Annotated in this window: 19 protein-coding genes and 1 tRNA gene; 8 read left to right on the forward strand and 12 right to left on the reverse strand. The window is 69.4% G+C overall.

Annotated features, from left to right (window positions below; genetic code table 11):
• The first annotated feature begins 18 nt into the window (after window positions 1-18).
• Together ACW14X_RS03630 and ACW14X_RS03635 are read left to right on the forward strand one after the other, a co-directional pair.
• Window positions 19-1311 carry an MFS transporter gene (locus ACW14X_RS03630; RefSeq protein ID WP_457164759.1) on the forward strand — a complete coding sequence of 431 codons (1293 nt, stop codon included), beginning with the start codon at window positions 19-21 and terminating at the stop codon, window positions 1309-1311.
• On the forward strand, window positions 1269-2090 hold the full coding sequence (locus ACW14X_RS03635) for an alpha/beta fold hydrolase (RefSeq protein WP_457164760.1): 822 nt from the start codon (window positions 1269-1271) through the stop codon (window positions 2088-2090). Before ACW14X_RS03630 ends, ACW14X_RS03635 begins: the two co-directional genes overlap by 43 nt.
• On the opposite strand, the gene ACW14X_RS03640 is transcribed toward ACW14X_RS03635, so the two are convergent.
• The gene (locus ACW14X_RS03640; RefSeq protein WP_457164761.1) at window positions 2075-2818 is read right to left on the reverse strand and encodes an SDR family oxidoreductase; all 744 of its coding nucleotides are present in this window, start codon (window positions 2816-2818) and stop codon (window positions 2075-2077) included. The two genes, ACW14X_RS03635 and ACW14X_RS03640, sit on opposite strands and share 16 nt — an antisense overlap.
• 101 nt (window positions 2819-2919) lie before the next feature.
• Between ACW14X_RS03640 and ACW14X_RS03645 the strand changes: the two genes are divergently transcribed.
• A complete protein-coding gene (locus ACW14X_RS03645; protein ID WP_457164762.1) occupies window positions 2920-3759 on the forward strand; it encodes a helix-turn-helix domain-containing protein in 840 nt (279 codons plus the stop codon).
• A gap of 32 nt (window positions 3760-3791) precedes the next feature.
• Here the strand turns inward: ACW14X_RS03645 and ACW14X_RS03650 are convergent, their stop codons facing one another.
• The 4 genes from ACW14X_RS03650 to ACW14X_RS03665 all read right to left on the reverse strand — a co-directional run bounded on the left by ACW14X_RS03650 (window position 3792) and on the right by ACW14X_RS03665 (window position 7201).
• A complete protein-coding gene (locus tag ACW14X_RS03650) occupies window positions 3792-4637 on the reverse strand; it encodes a hypothetical protein (RefSeq protein WP_457164763.1) in 846 nt (281 codons plus the stop codon).
• Window positions 4638-4640: 3 nt separating this feature from the next.
• Window positions 4641-5276, reverse strand: coding sequence for a hypothetical protein (locus ACW14X_RS03655; RefSeq protein WP_457164764.1), 636 nt, complete (start codon window positions 5274-5276; stop codon window positions 4641-4643).
• Window positions 5277-5372: 96 nt separating this feature from the next.
• Complete coding sequence (locus ACW14X_RS03660) at window positions 5373-6737, reverse strand: NAD(P)-binding protein (protein WP_457164765.1); 1365 nt, start codon at window positions 6735-6737, stop codon at window positions 5373-5375.
• A gap of 50 nt (window positions 6738-6787) precedes the next feature.
• Window positions 6788-7201, reverse strand: a complete 414-nt coding sequence (locus ACW14X_RS03665; RefSeq protein ID WP_160024176.1) for a DUF309 domain-containing protein — start codon at window positions 7199-7201, stop codon at window positions 6788-6790.
• 99 nt (window positions 7202-7300) lie between these two features.
• Between ACW14X_RS03665 and ACW14X_RS03670 the strand changes: the two genes are divergently transcribed.
• Window positions 7301-7651 (forward strand): UBP-type zinc finger domain-containing protein, encoded by a 351-nt coding sequence (locus ACW14X_RS03670; protein WP_160024177.1) that lies wholly within the window; start codon window positions 7301-7303, stop codon window positions 7649-7651.
• Between the two features lie 62 nt (window positions 7652-7713).
• On the opposite strand, the gene ACW14X_RS03675 is transcribed toward ACW14X_RS03670, so the two are convergent.
• Together ACW14X_RS03675 and putP are read right to left on the reverse strand one after the other, a co-directional pair.
• Window positions 7714-7917, reverse strand: coding sequence for a cold-shock protein (locus tag ACW14X_RS03675; protein ID WP_141804077.1), 204 nt, complete (start codon window positions 7915-7917; stop codon window positions 7714-7716).
• 217 nt (window positions 7918-8134) lie between these two features.
• Window positions 8135-9643: a sodium/proline symporter PutP gene (putP, locus tag ACW14X_RS03680; protein ID WP_457164766.1), complete on the reverse strand. Its 1509-nt coding sequence runs from the start codon at window positions 9641-9643 to the stop codon at window positions 8135-8137.
• Between the two features lie 487 nt (window positions 9644-10130).
• On the opposite strand from putP, the gene ACW14X_RS03685 reads away from it, so the two are divergent.
• Complete coding sequence (locus ACW14X_RS03685; RefSeq protein WP_457164767.1) at window positions 10131-10451, forward strand: hypothetical protein; 321 nt, start codon at window positions 10131-10133, stop codon at window positions 10449-10451.
• A 64-nt stretch (window positions 10452-10515) separates the two neighbouring features.
• Here the strand turns inward: ACW14X_RS03685 and ACW14X_RS03690 are convergent, their stop codons facing one another.
• A complete protein-coding gene (locus ACW14X_RS03690; RefSeq protein ID WP_457164768.1) occupies window positions 10516-11943 on the reverse strand; it encodes an NAD(P)/FAD-dependent oxidoreductase in 1428 nt (475 codons plus the stop codon).
• Window positions 11944-11992: 49 nt separating this feature from the next.
• On the reverse strand, window positions 11993-12745 hold the full coding sequence (locus ACW14X_RS03695; RefSeq protein ID WP_457164769.1) for an SDR family oxidoreductase: 753 nt from the start codon (window positions 12743-12745) through the stop codon (window positions 11993-11995).
• Window positions 12746-12926: 181 nt separating this feature from the next.
• On the opposite strand from ACW14X_RS03695, the gene ACW14X_RS03700 reads away from it, so the two are divergent.
• Window positions 12927-14402 carry a cytochrome b gene (locus ACW14X_RS03700; protein ID WP_457164770.1) on the forward strand — a complete coding sequence of 492 codons (1476 nt, stop codon included), beginning with the start codon at window positions 12927-12929 and terminating at the stop codon, window positions 14400-14402.
• 293 nt (window positions 14403-14695) lie between these two features.
• On the forward strand, window positions 14696-15148 hold the full coding sequence (locus ACW14X_RS03705; protein WP_400461439.1) for a hypothetical protein: 453 nt from the start codon (window positions 14696-14698) through the stop codon (window positions 15146-15148).
• A 344-nt stretch (window positions 15149-15492) separates the two neighbouring features.
• On the opposite strand, the gene ACW14X_RS03710 is transcribed toward ACW14X_RS03705, so the two are convergent.
• Both ACW14X_RS03710 and ACW14X_RS03715 read right to left on the reverse strand, forming a co-directional pair.
• A complete protein-coding gene (locus ACW14X_RS03710) occupies window positions 15493-15969 on the reverse strand; it encodes an ArsI/CadI family heavy metal resistance metalloenzyme (protein WP_457164771.1) in 477 nt (158 codons plus the stop codon).
• A gap of 322 nt (window positions 15970-16291) precedes the next feature.
• Window positions 16292-16363: transfer RNA gene (locus ACW14X_RS03715), tRNA-Val, on the reverse strand.
• Between the two features lie 110 nt (window positions 16364-16473).
• Between ACW14X_RS03715 and ACW14X_RS03720 the strand changes: the two genes are divergently transcribed.
• Window positions 16474-17283 carry an alpha/beta fold hydrolase gene (locus ACW14X_RS03720; RefSeq protein ID WP_457164772.1) on the forward strand — a complete coding sequence of 270 codons (810 nt, stop codon included), beginning with the start codon at window positions 16474-16476 and terminating at the stop codon, window positions 17281-17283.
• Here ACW14X_RS03720 and ACW14X_RS03725 read toward each other — a convergent pair.
• Complete coding sequence (locus ACW14X_RS03725) at window positions 17280-17633, reverse strand: nuclear transport factor 2 family protein (RefSeq protein WP_457164773.1); 354 nt, start codon at window positions 17631-17633, stop codon at window positions 17280-17282. The two genes, ACW14X_RS03720 and ACW14X_RS03725, sit on opposite strands and share 4 nt — an antisense overlap.
• Between the last annotated feature and the right edge of the window lie 13 nt (window positions 17634-17646).

Here is a 17646-nt window from a genome sequence, read left to right on the forward strand (position 1 = left end):
CGCGAGGAATCTGGAGACATGTCCTCGTCGATCCGATCCCTCACCGCGCTGCACGGCGGAGTGGGCATGCTCACCGCGGTCTGGGGCGCGGGGCTTCCCGTCCTCGATGCCCGAGTCGGTCTCGGCCCCACGCGACTCGGGCTGCTGCTCCTCACTCTCGCGCTGGGCGCGGCGATCGCGATGCCGTTGGCGGGACACCTCGCCCACCGCTGGAGCGACGCCATCGTGCTCCGCTTCGCCCTCCCCATGGCTGCGCTCCTCCTCGCCACGATCGGCGCGATGCCTGCCGCCGAGCCGATGATCGCCCTCGCCGCCGTCTTCGGCCTCTGCTGCGGCGCCATCAACGTCGGGCTGACCTCGCAGGCGACGGCGGCCGAGCGCGCAGCGGGACGACCCGTGATCGCCCGGATGCACGGATGCTGGACGCTCGGCGCCGTCCTGGGGTCGTCCGCACTGGCGGCCGCGCTGCGTGCCGGCGGAGACAGCCTCCTGCTCCTGCCCGCCGCCGCACTGAGCGCCGGCGCCCTGCTCACGCTGCTGTCGCTGCGGGTTCCGCCCGGCCGTGCCGGCACCGAGCCAGGCACCGCCGCGCATCCGAACGCGGCAGCTTCTCAGGGGCCGACTCGCGCGCCGAGCCCCGTGCTCATCGGCGCCGGTGCTGTGGCCGCCGCTGCCTTCGTGGTGGAAGGCGCGGCCACCGACTGGGCGGGGATCCACACCACCCGCGTCCTCGGCGCCGAACCGGCCGCCGGAGCGATGATCTACGCCGTCTTCTTCGCTGCGATGACCGTGGTCCGCTTCGCGGGAGACCGTCTGCGCGGCACGGTCGCCGCACCGACCCTGGTGGCGGCGGCCGCCGGGGTGACGCTGCTCGGGTTCGTACTCGTCCTCCTCTCCCCCATCGTCGCGGAGGGTGCGCGGGTCGTGGTCGCCGCCGGAGGATGGGCGCTCGCCGGCGCGGGCACGGCCCTCGTCTGGCCGATCGTGATCGGAAGCCTGGGCGCGTCCCGGATCGATCCGCGGCGGCTCTCGGTCGTCACCACGATCGGATATCTCGGCGGGTTCGTGGGGCCGGTCCTCATCGGCGGGCTCGCCGCCGGGGTGGGGCTGGCCGGCGCGATGGTGCTACCCGCCGCGCTCACGGTCCTGCTCGCGGCCGCCGCGCCGCCCCTCGTCTCCAGGATCCTGCGCCTGGCCCAGACCCGACCACTGCCATCACCGATACCGACACCGATACCGACACCGATACCGACACCAAGGAGAACGCCATGTACGCAACCGTCCAGATCGACCTGCCCGAAACACGCCTGAGCTACGAGCTACGCGGATCCGGGCCCGCCATCGCGCTCGTCGGATCGCCGATGGCCGCCGAGGAGTTCGCCCCGCTCGCCGAGGCGCTCGCCGCCGACCACACCGTCCTCACCCACGACCCACGCGGCCACGGCGGGAGCGTTCTGGCCGATCGGTCCGTCGGCTCCACACCCGAGCAGCGCGCGGACGATCTCGCCGAGCTCGTACGCCGTACCGGCCTCGGCCCCGTCGCCATCCTCGGGTCCAGCGGCGGTGCCGTGACGGCCCTCGCCTTCGCCCAGCGTCATCCCGAGCTCGCCATGACGGTCGTGGCGCACGAGCCCCCGCTGCTGGAGCTTCTCGACGACCGGGAGGAGCAGCGTGCCCTGACGGACGCGATGAGACGTCGCTACGCCGACGGTGACGTGGTCGGTGCATGGGGCATGTTCTTCGACCAAGCGAACATCGTCGTGCCGGACGGCATGCTCGAGGCCATGTTCGGCGGCGAGCGCAGCCCGAGCGCTCTGGCGGAAGAGGCGTTCTGGTACGCCCAGGAGCTGCCCGCGTCCGTTCGGTGGGAGCCCGACGAGCAAGCGCTGCGCCGCGGCCCTCGCATCGTCCTCGGCATCGGCGAGGAGTCGGCTGGTCAGCTGTGTGAGCGTACGACCGAGGCGCTCGCCATTCGGCTCGGACTCACCGCCATCCGGTTCCCGGGCGACCACACCGGTTTCGTGGACCACCCGAGTGCCTTCGCCGCCAGGTTGAAGGAGGCGTTGGGCCAACCTCAAGCGCTCCGCTGAGCAGCCGGGCGAATGACGATCTCGTTGACATCGACGCCGGCCGGCTGGGCGATCGCATAGCTGACGGCACCCACGATGGCATCCGCGGGGATGCTGGCGGCGCGGTACGCCTCCATCGCGGCTGACGCGACCGGATCCGTGATGTGCTCCGCCAGTTCGGTCTCCACTACTCCGGGCGAGATCGTGGTGACTCGGATGCTCGGATCGGACTCGAGTCGTAGGCCCTCGGTGAGCGCCCAGGCCGCGTACTTCGTGGCCGAATAGACCGCCGAGGTGGGAACGACCTCGTGGGCACCGATGGACGCGATCGTCACCACATGGCCGCCGCCCTGCGCCTTGAAGTGCGGGAGGACGGCAGCGATGCCGTGCAGAAGGCCTTTGATGTTGACGTCGAGCATGCGGTCCCACTCGTCGACCAGCAGCGCGTCGAGCCGCGACAGCAGCATCACGCCGGCGTTGCCGACCAGGACATCGAGGCGTCCGTGGCGCGCCACGACGGAGTCGACCAGACCGGCAACCGCGGCCCGGTCGCTGACGTCGAGACCGTGGGCCTCCGCGCTGTGTCCGCTGTCGCGGAGCTCGGCGGCGACCATCTCGAGGCGCTCCGTACGCCGAGCGGTCAAGATCACGTGGTGGCCCTCGGCAGCAAGGCGCCGAGCGGTTGCCTCACCGATTCCGCTGCTGGCTCCGGTGACCAGGACCGTCTTGGATGTCTTCGTTTCTGTCATGCGTCAACCGTGCTGCGTTCAACGGCCGCCATGAAGGCCGCGCTGTCCCTGGGAGCACCGCACCCACCCATCGATGACTCGTTCGCCCTAGCATCGAAGCCGTGGCCTCTACTCCCCTTGGTGACTATCTGCGCAGTCGGCGCGCTCTGGTGAGCCCCGACGACGTGAACGTGCCCAGCATCGGAGTTCGCCGTGTCCCGGGTCTGCGTCGGGAGGAGGTTGCGATGCTGGCCGGAATGAGCGTCGACTACTACGTCCGCCTCGAACAGGGCCGCGAACGCAATCCGTCGGCCCAGGTGCTCGACGCTCTCAGTCAGGTCTTCTGCCTCGACGACGAGGCACGGTTGCATCTCTACCGGATCGCCGGCCTGGCACCGGCGTCCTCCCGTGCGATCCTCCCCGAGCGCGTCGATCCGCAGCTGCTCCAGCTGCTGGACATGTGGCCGGACACCCCGGCCCTCGTGCTGGGTCGTGCCTACGACGTCCTGGCCGGCAACCGACTGGCCTACGCGCTCTTCGACGGGTTCCGTCACGGCGCCAACCTGGTCTTCAAGCTGTTCCTGGGCCCCACAGCGCGTACGTTCTACCCCGACTGGGAGCAGGCTGCAGCGAACACGGTGGCGGGCTTCCGTCTCCTCCACGGCGACGCCCCGCACGACCCGCGCATCCTCGAGGTACTACGCACCGTCAGCGAGCAGAGCGCGGACTTCGCGCGCCTGTGGGCGCGGCAGGATGCCCGCGGCAAGCGCCACGAGTCCAAGCGGTTCCACCACCCTGACGTCGGCGAGGTGACGCTCCGGATGGAGGCCTTCGACGTCCGCTCCAGCCCCGGGCAACAGCTCGTCGTGTACCACGCCGACGTCGGCTCACCCAGCGCCGAGGCGCTACGCCTGCTGGGCACGCTGGACGCAACCAGAGCTGAGGAGCAGAAGACCAACTGACCTCCGCGACCTACTGGTCGACGGCCGGAGCGCTAGCTCGGTGGCGAGTTCCGGAACTGGAACTGCACTCGTACGTCGTCATCGAGCCGGACCAGGATGGTCGTGCCGCCGGCGCTCCAGGTGTCGGGCACGAGGAACATCCGGTCATCGCCCTGGATCAGCAGCCTCAGCCGCCAGTAGCGGAAGCGGTAGTCGCCCTCACCGGCGTCAGGTCGTACGACCTCCTCGACCCCGGCGGTGGCCGGGACGTACAGCCGCTCGCGGGTGTCGAGGACGACGCTGGGCAAGCTGCGGAGGTTGCGGGCCTGTTCCATCGCCAGGCCACGGCCGGTCCACTGAGCGGTCGTGGCCGTCGCCCAGATCACGCAGGCGGCCACACCCACCCAGAGCAGCACGATGCGAGGTTCGAGCCGGCCGTCGCGCAGCCTTAGGGCGTACGCCACGAGTGCCGCGCCACCGCCGAGCAGGACCGGGGTCACCAGGGCGTAGTAGGTCCAACCACCGACGAGAGCGAAGCCCGCCAGCAGCACCGTGCCGACCGCCAGGAGGACCAGGCCGGCGCCGAGGACGATCGTGACCAGCGGACGAAACCAGTCCTCCACGGCACGGCGCCGAACCCAATGGTCGAAGGCGACCACGGCGACTCCGCCCAGCACCAGGACCAGCATCGGGGTCAGCAGAGGCTGTGGGCTGCGCATGACGTAGGCGCGGGTGCTGAGCCCGATCACGTCGACGTCGAGGCCGAAGTAGTCGTACTGGGCGCGGGCGGCGACGTACCCGAAGTAGAACAGCACGGCGCTGATCAGGGTCACCGGCGCGACGAAGCTCGTCGCCAGACTCACCCAGCGGTCGATCCCCGTCGGCGGCGTATCGGTCATGGCTCAGCCTGATTCGGCCGGGTCCGTCGACTCGGTCGACTCGGACTCGGACTCGGACTCCGTGTCGACCTCCGGCGCCGTGAGGAACGCCTCGATGTCGCCACCCTCGACGTCCTCGAGCTCGCAGGGCTCGGCCGGGCAGGTCATCTCGCCGCTGAGCCGCAGCACGGCGTCCTCGCCCTCCTGCTCGTCGGTCCAGGGAACCAGCGAGAGCATCGCCACCTGGCAGCTGGTCGAGTCGGGGGTGAAGACGAATCCGTCCAGGCAGGACGCACCGTCGCACGCTGCGTCGGTCGGCTCGAAGACCTCCGGCTCGACCTCGTAGCCGGTGACGGCGACCGAGACGCCCTCGGGCACCGACGGGTCGTCACCGCTCGGCCAGAGCCAGCTGACGTCGGCGCAGACCACGCCGGGGCTGCCGTCGAGCGGGTACGACCCGCCGCCGATCGGCAGCGTCGGCACGGCCACAGCCGGCTCGTCGGGATCGGTGGGATCGTCGGGATCAGGATCTCCCTGCCCGGTCCCGGCAGAGCTCGCATCCGTGACGTCCACCTCCGACTCTCCGTCGGACGAGCCGCACGCGGCGAAGAGCAGGAGTGCGCAAGGGATGACAGCGAGGAGCGAACGGTTCAACACCATGATGAACACCTCCTGAGATCAAGGAGGTACGGCCGCTCACCACTGATACCCGTCCGAGGTGGCAGGTGACGGGCATCCGGGCCGCTCATCACGCGCTCAGCTCAGCTGGGCCAGCTGCGCGAGAGCAGGCTTGGTGTGCTTCGCCAGCCGTTCGCGAGCGTCGTCGAGGGCGGCCGACGCGGGATACCCGGGCGGGACCCGGGCCGGGTTGAGCGCGACCCCGTCCGACCACGCCTTGATGTCCGGTTCGGACGAGAACGACATGGCCGCCTGGGTGCCCAGGACGTTCATCATCGCCCAGGTCGCCATCGTGTCGGGGAACGGGCTCGGCGGGCAGAGCCGGTTCTTCTCGGTGTCGGCGTCGCGGGTGGCCTCGACGTAGCCGGTGACCGCGGCGCCGAAGCACGGGAAACCGGCACGGATCGGCTGCAGCGTGATCGCCTCGGGGCGCCAGACCGGGAGCAGGGGCGGATACTTCAGCCCGTCCGCGGCACAGTGCACGACCAGGGCGTCGTCCGCAATCGCGAGCGATCCGTCGGCGAAGGTGAGGCTGCCGCGGTCGACGTGCTGGATGTGGCCGCGGCGTACGACGTTCTCGAGCGTACGCAGCTGCTCGAGCTCCCACGTCGCCAGCGTCGGCGCCTTGGCCATCGTCGGCATGACCGTTCGGTCGATGCGGAGCATGATGCCGGCGTCCTCCAGCCCGAGGAACAGATCCTCGGGCGACGTCGACCTCTCCGCGATCTGCATCATGTCGGCGGCCATGCCGAGGAAGATCGCGGGATCGGGCTGGATGAGGGCCCGGTTGAGCATCCACGGGTCGCGCGGCCGCACCCAGCAGATCGCATCCGGGTCGACGCCGCGCGACAGCAGCCAGATGCATGCGTCGGTCGCGGTCTTGCCGGAGCCGACGACGACGTACTGGCTCGGGGTCTCCTCGAGCCGCGCGAGCTCGTTGACCGGCAGCACCCGGGCGCCGTCCGCGACACCGAACGGCGGCGGCTTCTCGGCGGGGATGCTGGGCGCCAGATAGCGGGCGTCGACGATCCGGGCCCCGGGCATCTCGAAGCGCTCCCCCGAGATGTGCGAGACGACGGTGCCGTCGCCGACGTACTCGCTGTTCGGGAAGAACTCGACCTTGCCGGGCTCCACCATCCGCTCGAGGATCCGGGCGTAGTAGGCGCAGATCTCCGCCTGGGTGGCGCGCTCCTGAAGACCCTTCTCAGGCCCTCGCTGCTGCAGCTGCCCGCCCCCGAGCAACGTCGAGGCGACGCCGTAGAAGGCGGAGGCCTGATGCAGGCGTACGAACGGGTACGCCTCCAGCCAGTGACCGCTGACACCATGGCGCCGGTCGACCAGCGCCACCCGCACGTCGGCGTGCTCGATCAGAGCGTCTGTGAACGCCATCCCCATGGCGCCGGCACCCACCACCAGGTAGTCGACATCGACCGTGCGGCTCATGCCTCCACGAAAGCACGCCGAGGACCTTCGCGGTCAAGAGGCAGGTGGAGCTATACCCGGTCTCGGGCACACGCGATGAGCGCTCCGAGGTCGAGGCCGTAGGTGGGACCGCCACCCTGTTCGTACGTCTCCAGCCGTCGCGCCGCCCGCTCGATCAGCCGCGAGGCCCCGACGGCGTTGCCGCGCTCGTGGTGGGTCAGGCCGACACACAGCTGCGCCAGCCCCTGCCACAGCTCACGCTCCTCCTCCGGACACGACTTCCAACGGACCTCGAGCGCCTCGTGGGCCGCGAACGGGCGCCCCGCGTCCAGGAGCTCGCGGGCGTACGCCAGGGTCTCGGCCGGCGGACGCGGCTCTTCGGAGATCGGCTCGACGCCGACCTCGCCGTAGGGCAGCGGGCGGCCGAGCGCGTCGCGCGGGCGGGCCTGCTGTGCCCGCCCTTGCTCGTTTCGGTCGCGATCCATGTCAGCCCTCCTCGGCTCCCACCCTAGGACCCGATGAGATGAACCTACGCGTGCGCCTCGCTCCGTAACGGTCGCCGTCGCACGCGATAGCCTGAGCGCATGACCGGCACACCAGGGATCAACGTCGCTGCCCCGCCCTCCGGCACCGGATGCGCCGAGTGCCTCGCGAGCGACTCCGGATGGTGGTTCCATCTTCGGCGGTGCGCCGAGTGCGGGCACGTGGGCTGCTGCGACAGTTCCCCGGCGCAGCACGCCAGCCGCCACTTCCGCGAGACGGGCCACCGCTACATGCAGAGCTTCGAGCCCGGCGAGGCGTGGTTCTGGGACTTCGAGAACCAGGAGGCGCTCCAGGGTCCGGCGTTGGCCGAGCCGATGAGCCGACCCGAGTCTCAGTCCGCACCGGCGCCCGCGGATCGCGTCCCGCAGGACTGGCAGGCGCAGCTGCACTGACCGGGTCGTCGGACGCACGAAGGGCCCCGACCGCAGCAGCGGTCGGGGCCCTTCGTTGAAAATCAGGCGACGCGGACGTTCTCGGCCTGCGGGCCCTTGGGGCCGGCGGTGACGTCGAACTCGACCTTCTGGTTCTCGTCGAGCGACTTGTAACCGCTGGTCTGGATGGCGGAGAAGTGAACGAACACGTCCTCGCCGCCGCCGTCCTGCGCGATGAAGCCGAAGCCCTTGTCAGCGTTGAACCACTTGACGGTGCCCTGAGCCATGATCTTTTTCCTCTGTTCGGTGCAAGGGACACTGTGTCCCAAGCCGCTGAAGACATCCATCTGTGCTGATGTCCAGCGAACCGAAAACCAGATAAAAGATACAAGCCGCGACGTGGTGTGCGGCCAGGATGGCTTACAGAGCCATCCCTTCAACGAGATCAACAGTACGCCATCGGGCCCGGGATCGTGGTTTCCACGAGATCCCGGGCCCGGCGCGTCAGACCCGCACCGACTCCTCGCGCGAGCCGTCGGCGTCCAGCAGCCGGATCGCCTCGTCGAACTCGGCCTCGATGTCCGGGTTCTCCCGGTAGGTCACCAGGCTGACCACCACCGCGACGATCGTGTTGAGAGCGAAGCCCGGCACGATTTCATACATCTGCGAGCTGAGCGCGTCGATGTTGCCCCAGACGACGACGGTCACCGCACCGACCACCAGGCCGGCCAGCGCGCCGGCGGCGGTGAGCTTCCGCCACCACAGCGCCAGCAGGATGATCGGGCCGAAGGAGGCACCGAAGCCCGCCCAGGCGTACGCGACCAGGTCGAGCACGGTTCCGCTCTTGGGCCAGGCCAGCACAGCGGCCACGACGGCGATCCCGAGCACGGCGAGCCGGCCGAAGAGGACCAGCTGGCGGTCGGAGGCGTCGTTCTTGAAGACCGCCTTGTAGAGGTCCTCGACCAGCGCCGAGGAGGTCACCAGGAGCTGGGAGGAGATCGTGCTCATGATCGCGGCGAGCACGGCGGCGAGCATGATGCCCGCGACCAAGGGGTGGAAGAAGATCTGCCCCAGGACGATGAAGACCGCCTCCGGGTCGTCGAGCTTCGCGTCGGGGTTCTGCTGGTAGTAGGCGATGCCCACGAGCGCGGTGCCGACGGCGCCGAAGAGGCTCAGCAGCATCCAGCCGATGCCGATCCGCCGCGCGGAGGCGGCCTCCCCCGCCGTACGCAGGGCCATGAACCGGACGATGATGTGCGGCTGGCCGAAGTAGCCCAGCCCCCACGCGACCGCCGAGATGACGCCGAGGGCGGTGGCGCCTTCGACCATGCTCAGCCGCGACGGGTCGACGGCGCGGATGCTGTCCAGGGTCTCGGCGGGCCCGCCGGTCACGAAGACACCGACGACGGGCACCAGGACCAGCGCGAGCAGCATGATCGCGCCCTGCACGAAGTCGGTGTAGGAGACGGCGAGAAACCCGCCGAAGAGCGTGTACGCCACCACGACCCCGGCCACCACCAGCATGCCGGTGTGGAAGTCGGTGCCGAAGGAGCTCTCGAAGAAGACCCCGCCGGCGACCATGCCCGAGGACACGTAGAAGGTGAAGAACACCAGGATGACGGCGCCGGAGGCCATCCGCAGCAGCCGCGAGGAGTCCTTGAGCCGGTTCTCCAGGAAGCTGGGCACGGTGATCGAGTCGCCCGAGACCTCGGTGTACGTGCGCAGCCGCGGCGCCACGACCTTCCAGTTGAGCCAGGCGCCGACGGTCAGACCGACAGCGATCCAGCCCTCCATCAGTCCGGTCGCGTAGATCGCGCCGGGCAGGCCCATGAGCAGCCACCCCGACATGTCCGAGGCACCCGCGCTCAACGCACTCACCATCGGGCCGAGATCGCGCCCGCCCAGCATGTAGTCGTCGAGGTTCGAGGTGCGCCGGTACGCCCAGGCGCCGATGCCGAGCATGGCGACCATATAGGCCACCAACGCCAGCATTTGATAGGTCAGGTCTGACATCGAGAAACTCCAAGATCGGGGGAATGCCGCAGAAACCTATCCCGTAGGGCGCGTTTGGTCGTGATCGACGTCGTATGACGCCGGTGCTCGGGTGTGACGTCACGCCGGAGGTCGCGGCACGGTCGAAAAGGGCAACACCGCAGAAGCGCGGAAGTCGTCGTCGACGCCCGGCGCTCGCTTCACGATTCATCACCGGAACGGTCCGGCCGGACTAGGAGGACTGAGCATGTGGGACATCCCGGAAACCATCAGGCATCCGCACCTGTCACATGACCTCCCGTGCCCCCGATGCGGACACGCGAGCCACACGTACCTGCCGTGCAGCGAGACATGTGGCTGCGTCCCGCCCCAGGCACCCGGCTCGTTGGCCGCCGCCGCTTGAACTGCCTACCTCTGCCGGGGCGTGACCTGGCTCATGGCCGCCGGTCGTCACAACGCATCTGCTCGCCCGGTCTAAAGAGTGGACCCGAGCGGAAAGGCGATGCCGATGACCACCATCTTGATGACCTGTCCCCGATGCCTCACCGACATCACTGTGCACCTCGGCAGCGTGGTGCTGCGGGTCGATGTCGCCGCGACGGCCTGCGGCGAGCTCATCTACGAATGCCCGGAGTGCGAGAGGCCAGGTGTCAGCGAGATCGGCAGCGACCTTCTGTGCAACCTGCTCCTGGCAGGCGCACGACCGCTCATCCTCGGCGAGCCGACCCCCGAGGACGCACCTCCCGCGAGGCCGCCGTTCACGGACGACGACCTGGTGACGTGGCGACGGCGGCTCTCCTGGGTCATCTCGGTGACCCACTGGGAATAGACGATCCGAAACGGACGCGACCGCCGTCCTGTCGTCATCCGCGCCGGCGCGTACGGGGGAAGCCTCAGCCGCTGTGAACGTCGCTCCCGACCGGAGCACCGGTCTCGACGACGGCCGCCTCGACCGGTGGCCGGCGGGCGTCGGGAAACCAGACCTGCCCCTGGTGCCGAAAGACGTAGCCGGGCCGCTGCACCGAGCGCAGCGAGACGATGTCGCGGCCGAGCACCGCCGCCAGCAGCCAGACCGAGAGCACCCGCAGCTTCCGCTCCCAGGTGGGGATCACCATGACGTGGTAGGCCCGGTGCATCAGCCAGGCTGGGAAGCCCTTGATCAGGAACGGGCCGCTCTGGAAGACGCCCCAGCCGAGCCCGAGCGTCGCGATCACCCCGAGATTGGCATGCCGGTACGACCGCGTACGACGCCCCCGCAGCGAGGCTGTGATGTTCTTGGCGAGCAGCTTGGCCTGGCGCACGGCATGCTGGGCGTTCGGCGGGGTGACCGCCGTGCCGCCGACGACCAGGTCCGGCACGGCCGCCGCGTCACCTGCGGCCCAGGCGCCCGCGACCGGCGCCGCCTCGGTTCCGGCCTGCAGGTCGGTCCGCACCTCGATGAAGCCGCGAGCGGTCGTCGGCAGGTCAGTCCGGTTGGCGATCACGGGGGTGGCTGTGATCCCGGCCGCCCAGATGACCAGCCCGGACTCGAAGCTCTCCCCGCTCGCGAGCTCGACGGTGCTGTTGGAGACGGAGGTCGCCGTCGTGCCCAGATGCACGTGCGCGCCCTTGGCCCGAAGCTTGCGCGTGACCCAGGCGCTCACGTCCGGCGTGACCTCCGGAAGGATCCGGTCGGAGGCCTCGATGAGGTGAAAGCGGAGCTCGTCGCGCGCGATTCCGTAGCGGCGTTCGGCAACGGCTCGCGCCAGCCCGAGCAGCTCGCCGAAACCCTCGACCCCGGCGAACCCGCCACCGACAACGGTCACGGTCAGCAACCTCTCCCGGTCAGGCCCGGGCGGCAGATCCGCGGCGATGTCGAGCGAGGTGAGCATCGCGTCGCGGATCGCGACCGCCTCCTCGATCCGCTTCAGCCCGATCGCCTCATCGGGGATGCCAGGCACCGGGAACGTTCGCGTGATGCTGCCCGTCGTGACGACCACCTCGTCGTACTCCAGCGTGGTCTCCCCACCGCCGATGAGGTGCACCTGGATCGTGCGGCTGGCGTGGTCGATCGAGGTCACCGCCCCGCTCACCACATGCGTACGCCGTAGGTGCCGGCGCAGGGAGACGACGGCATGGCGCGCCTCGACCGACCCGGCGACGACCTCCGGGAGGAACGGCTGGTAGGTCATGTACGGGAGCGGATCAACGACGGTGACGACCGCCTCGCCGCGCCGCAGCTGCTTCTCCAGCTTCCACGCCGTGTAGAAGCCGGCATATCCGCCGCCGACGATGACGATGCGCCGGGGGCTGCCGGTCGCCGCCTGGTTGACAGTGTCCATGCTCTTACGACCAGGCAGCGGCCGCCGATGTGACAGGCCAAGCCGGAGCTCAGCGCTGCGACATACCCTCCACGAACATCTCGTACGTCGTCGTACCGAGCTCGGCGAGCTCGCCAGGCACGAGCGTGTCGTCGGCGAGCACCTGACCGAAGTACGGCGCCTGCGAGTCCGTGACGACCCGCCTCGGGTCACCGACCCGCTTCAGCGCCGCAGCGACGAACTCGTCGAAGCGGTAGCGCTGCGGCCCACCGATCTCGACGACCCCGTTGACAGGGCTGCCCGCCGCGGTACGCCCCACGAGCCGCGCGACGTCTTCGGAGGCGACCGGCTGGAAGCCGACCGGCGGGAGATGCACCTCGTCCCCGACGGTGGCCGAGTCGGCGATCGCCCTGCCGAACTCGAAGAACTGGGTCGCCCGCACGATCGAGAACGCCACGTCCGACTTCTGCACCAGCGCCTCCTGCGCGACCTTCGCTCGCAGGTAGCCACTGTCCGGCGCCCGGTCGCACCCGACGATCGAGAGCGCAACGTGGTGTCTGACCCCCGCCTTCTTCTCGGCGGCGACCTGGTTCTCGGTCGAGATGGTGAAGAACCGCAACACGTCCTCATCCGCGAACGAGGGTGAGTTCGACACGTCGACCACGACGTCGGCGCCCTCGAGCGCCGCGTCGAGACCCTCGCCAGTGATGACGTTGCAGCCCGTCGTGAGCGAGGCTGCGACGGCGTCGTGCCCGTGCTCGCCCAGCAGCTTGACGACCTTCGAGCCCACGAGCCCGCTTCCACCGATGACCACGATCCTCATCGCGCATCACTCCTTCGTTGTCGTGTGGTTGCCCTCCTGCCCGGTTCCCTCGAATCGGCAGGACTCTCGACACGACCGACCCGAAGCGCTCGGCGTGACATTCGGGCACGCCCTGCTGTCACAGCCGCGCGCACGCGCCGGTCATCTCGTCAAGGGACCTCAGCAACGAGATGGAGAGACGATGACCACGACGACACGCGACGAACGGGCCGCCACCCCGGGCGCCAGGACCGTCGTCGGCGCCCGCCGGCATCGGCTGCGGTACGCGGAGACGTACGGTCGCCTCGCCCACCGGGTGGTCCCGAACCCATGGGCGGCGCTCTTCGCAGCCATCTCCGCGGCCTGCCTCGTGGTCCTGACGGTCACCGGCATCTTGCTGATGGCGGCCTACGACCCCTCGGTCGAGCCCGTCATCTACCAAGGCAGCTATGCCCCGCTGCGCGGTGTGGAGGTCTCCCAGGCGTACAACTCGATGCTCCACTACTCACTCGAGGTCAACGGCGGGCTGCTGGTCCGGCAGACCCATCACTGGGCGGCTCTCGTGCTGCCGGCATCGCTGATGCTGCAGCTCGGGACCGCGTTCTTCACCGGCGCGTTCCGGAGACCGCGCCGGCTGGCATGGGTGCTGCTGGTGGCGACCTTCCTCCTCGCCCTCGGCGCCGGCTGGAGCGGCTACGGACTCCCCGACGACGCGCTCTCCGGCACCGGGCTGAGGATCTTCGAGGGCATCCTGATCGGGACTCCGTTCCTCGGCAGTCGGCTGACCATGCTGATCTTCGGCGGCGAGTTCCCCGGCGAGGTGGTGCCACACCTGTATTGGCTACACGTCGCGGTGTTGCCCGCGCTGCTCGCAGTCGTGCTGTCCCTCCGGCTGTATCTCGCCCGGCGTACCCGTCCTGCCCAGCTCCCCGGCCGCGGGCGCACTGCGACCAACCTGGTTGGCCTGCCCTGGCATGCCGTCGCCGCCCGAGCAAGCGGGATGTTCCTGCTCACAGTCGGCCTGCTGGTGGCCATGGGTGGGCTGCTCACGGTCGCTCCGATCTGGCGCTACGGCCCGGCGAGCCCGAACAGTGCCTCGGCCGGCAGCCAGCCTGACTGGTACACCGCGTGGCTCGACGGGTCCCTCCGGCTGGTGCCGCCCGACTGGGACTTCTCCTGGCTGGGCCGTACCTGGGCACTCTCGGTGCTCGTCCCCGAGCTGGTCGCGGCGGCGTTCCTCGGTGCGCTGACGCTCTACCCGATGATCGAGGAGCGAGTCACCGGCGACCGGAATGTGCACCACCTCCTGGACCGACCGCGGGACCGCCCTCGGCGTACCGGCTTGGGCGTCGCTGGGCTCGTCTTCTTCGGGATCCTGTGGCTCGTGGCGAGCACGGACATCAACGCCACGATCTTCCACGTCAGCTTCGAGACCCAGGTGTACGCACTGCGGACCGCCCTCGTCCTCGGGCCCCTGCTCGCCTACCTGGCCACGGTCGCGATGTGCCGCGAGCTCCGGGCCCGCCAGCGGGAAACCGTCCGGTCCGGCTATGAGACCGGCCGGATCATCCGAGGGCCCGACGGGGGCTACACCGAGGTCCACGCACCGTTGAGCCCGGACGTACGGGCCTCGGTGGCCGCCTCTGCCGGCCTGATCCGGAGGGCCGAAGAGGAGTAGCCGCGAGCCTCGTCCTCCCAGAACGCCATACGATCGCAGAGGCCCCTCTGCGTGAGACCAGGCCCTGTGACCGCGGACCTCGAATCGTCGCGCTCATGCGAAGCGCTCTGGGGCAGCAGCCCTCAGAGCACATGCTGCGAGACTTTCTCCAGGTTCGCCTGCTTGTGCCGTTGATCCAGGCATTCGAGATCGACGATGCGCCACCCCACGCCTGAGGCCGCTTGGCATTCCTGCTACAGCCACTCGCGGGTTCCGGTGCGTGGCGGCACCCGCATGCCCTACGGTCTCCCGACGTGACTACGACTGTGGTTGTGACCGCGATGGGCATCATCGCCACCCTTCTCGGAGCCTGGTGGGGCGCGTACTGGCAGCACCGGAACTCCCGCGACCTCCAGCTGCTGGACGCCAGGGTCCGCGTCTACGGCGAGTGCGCCGCGAGCCTGTACGAGTTCGAGCGCGTCACCTACAGCCGCGTCAAGGCGCGCCTCGCCGACCTCCCCGCAGCCGAGCGGGAGTCGCTGCGCCAGGAGGCGTACCGCAACAACTCCGCCGCTCGCGCGGCCATCGGTCAGCTGAGCATCCTCAGCGCGGGCGGCAAGATCCCCAAAGGATTCGAAGCCCTCCGTCAGGCGATCGGCGACCTCAACGACGCACCTGGACTCGACGAGCTCAGGGAGCGGCACGACGAGATCTACGTCGAGCTCGACCGAGTCCTGGAGCAGGCGCGCGCCGACCTCGCGCGCTAGCTCGGCTGAAGGTTGACGCAGAGTGCCGCCGGGCGAGGCCAAAGGTGGCACCCTCGCCCGGCGGTGTCCGTTGCTGGTCGCGGCGCCGATCGTTCACGCACAGCAAACGGCAGGCTGCGGTCGTGGTGAGCGATGCGTTGCAGATCGGGCCGCGGCGACGGCTCGGGTGATTGCCTTCGCCCAGGTGCTGGGGCGGCAACAGCGAGCGATCGCGGCCAGGCGCGCCTCGCGGGCATGCTCGAGCCGATCGCTGATCTGCTGTTCGGCAACCGCGCTGGTGATGTCTACCGGTCTCACGGGATCTCCTCCTTTCGGACGATCGTCGTTTCCTGTTCGGCCGACAGTCAGCAACAGGCGGCCGTGGCCGGCTTCGATACAGCCTCGGCGGACGAGCCACAGCACGTCGGTCCGCCGGCCTCGTCGCCGTCAACGGCCTCCGTCGCGTTGAAGGTGTCGCTGTCGGCGAGCACGGTGTAGACCTCCCACCGCTCACCGTTCGGGGCGTTCTCGACCCAGAACTTGTCCTGCTTGGCGTAGCAGCAGGTGGTGGCGCGCTCGTCGACCGAGGCGAACCCGGCGGAGTGCAGACGGTTCTGCTCGGCGTCGACCGTGTCGGTGTCGGCCACCTCGACGCCGAGGTGGTTGATGGTGCCGCCCCGTCCGGCGTTCTCGACGAGCACCAGCTTGAGGGGCGGCTCGGCGACCGCGAAGTTGGCATAGCCGGGCTTGGTCTTGGCCGGCTCGACGCCGAACAGGGTCGAGTAGAACGCGACCGACTCCTCGAGATTGTCGACGTTGAGCGCGAGCTGGATGCGGGACATGGCTCCTCCTGAGTGACACATCGATGACTATCAATATGGGATCTTGCGCCTCATATCGATGACTGTCAATGTTTTAGAAGGACTGCAGCTCGACCCGCCTCCAGGCGACGAACGCCGGAACCGCATGGTCGCGGCGCCAGTCATGAACACCACCATCTCGAAGGCCGCGAGCCAGGTCAGGGCGGCGGGGTCTCAGAAGAAGTCCGCGCGATCGGTTAGCCAGGCACTTTGTCAGGCACCCCAACAGCGCCGAGAGACAGGGCCAAATGAGAACCGGCCGCTGATCAGGTAAAAACCCTGGTCAGCGGCCGGTTCTTCGTTGTGCGTGATACTGGGTTCGAACCAGTGACCCCTTCGGTGTGAACGAAGTGCGCTACCACTGCGCCAATCACGCGTTGCGGGTGAAACATTAGCGCATCCGCTCGCCGGACCCACATTCGGGCCATGCCGGGACGTAGGCTCCCGGCCATCGGCAGGACACGTGGACGCAACGAAGGAGCGAAGATGCTCGCGTACGAACGGACCGGCAGCGGGGAGCCGCTGCTCCTGATCCATGGCATCGCGCACCGCAGACAGGCGTGGGGTGGGGTGGTGGAGCGGCTGGCCGATGAGTTCGAGGTGATCACGATCGATCTGCCGGGGCACGGTGAGTCACCGGCGTTCGATCTGGCGGGGCGTACGGTGCGGGAGGCGGTGGCGCACGAACTGAACGAGCTCCGAGAAGAGCTCGGGATCGAGCGGCCGCACGTCGCCGGCAACAGCCTCGGCGGCCTGCTAGCGCTGGAGATGGCCGACGCCGGGCACGCGCGGTCGGTGACGGCGCTCTCCCCCGCCGGGTTCTGGATGAACGACCTCGACTACCTCTACGTCAGGGGCCTGTTCGCCGGGATCCAGGCGGTCGCGCGGCCGCTGGCGCCGGTGGCGGGGTCGCTGCTGCAGTCGCGGGTGGCGCGTGCGGTCACGATGGGCTGCTTCTTCGCTCGCCCGGGGCAGATCGACCCCGCCGTCGCGGCCGCCGACACCGCCAACATGGTCGCCTCGCGCGAGGGGATCAGGACGTTCTTCAGCGGTGTCTACCGCTACAGCTACCCGGGGCCGACGCAGACGTACGTCCCGACCACCATCGCCTGGGCCTCGCGCGACCTCACGCTCCTCCCCTACCAGGCGAAGGTGGCCGCGCGGCGTCTCCCGCACGCGACCCACCGGTGGCTGGCGGGCTGCGGCCACGTACCGATGAACGATGACCCCGATCTGGTGGCCGAGGTCATCCGCGAGACCGCCCGGACCCAGCGGCTCGACGAGCAGGTCGCCTAGGCGCGAGCGGCGAGGATCCCGCGTGGGTCGAAGGCGACCCGGATCTCGGTGATCAGCCCGTCCTCGACGCGCATCCAGTTGGCGGTGGGGGCGGGCTCGGCGACGGTGGTGTGCAGGTCGAACCAGGTGATCACGCTCGGCCCGTCGGCGAGCCGCTCCTTCACCTCGATCTTGTCGAGCACCTTCGCCATGCCCTCCAGTCCGGCGACGCACTCGTCGGCACCCTCGATCGTGGCGAGCGGGCCGGCGAAGCTCACGTCGTCGGCCAGCAGCGCGCGCAGACGGGTGAAGTCGCGCTCCTGCCAGGCGGTGAAGTACGCCTCGGCGAGCTCGGCAGCGGATGCGGTCATCGGGATCTCCTCA

It is taken from the genome of Nocardioides sp. YJ-D4 (assembly GCF_054031495.1).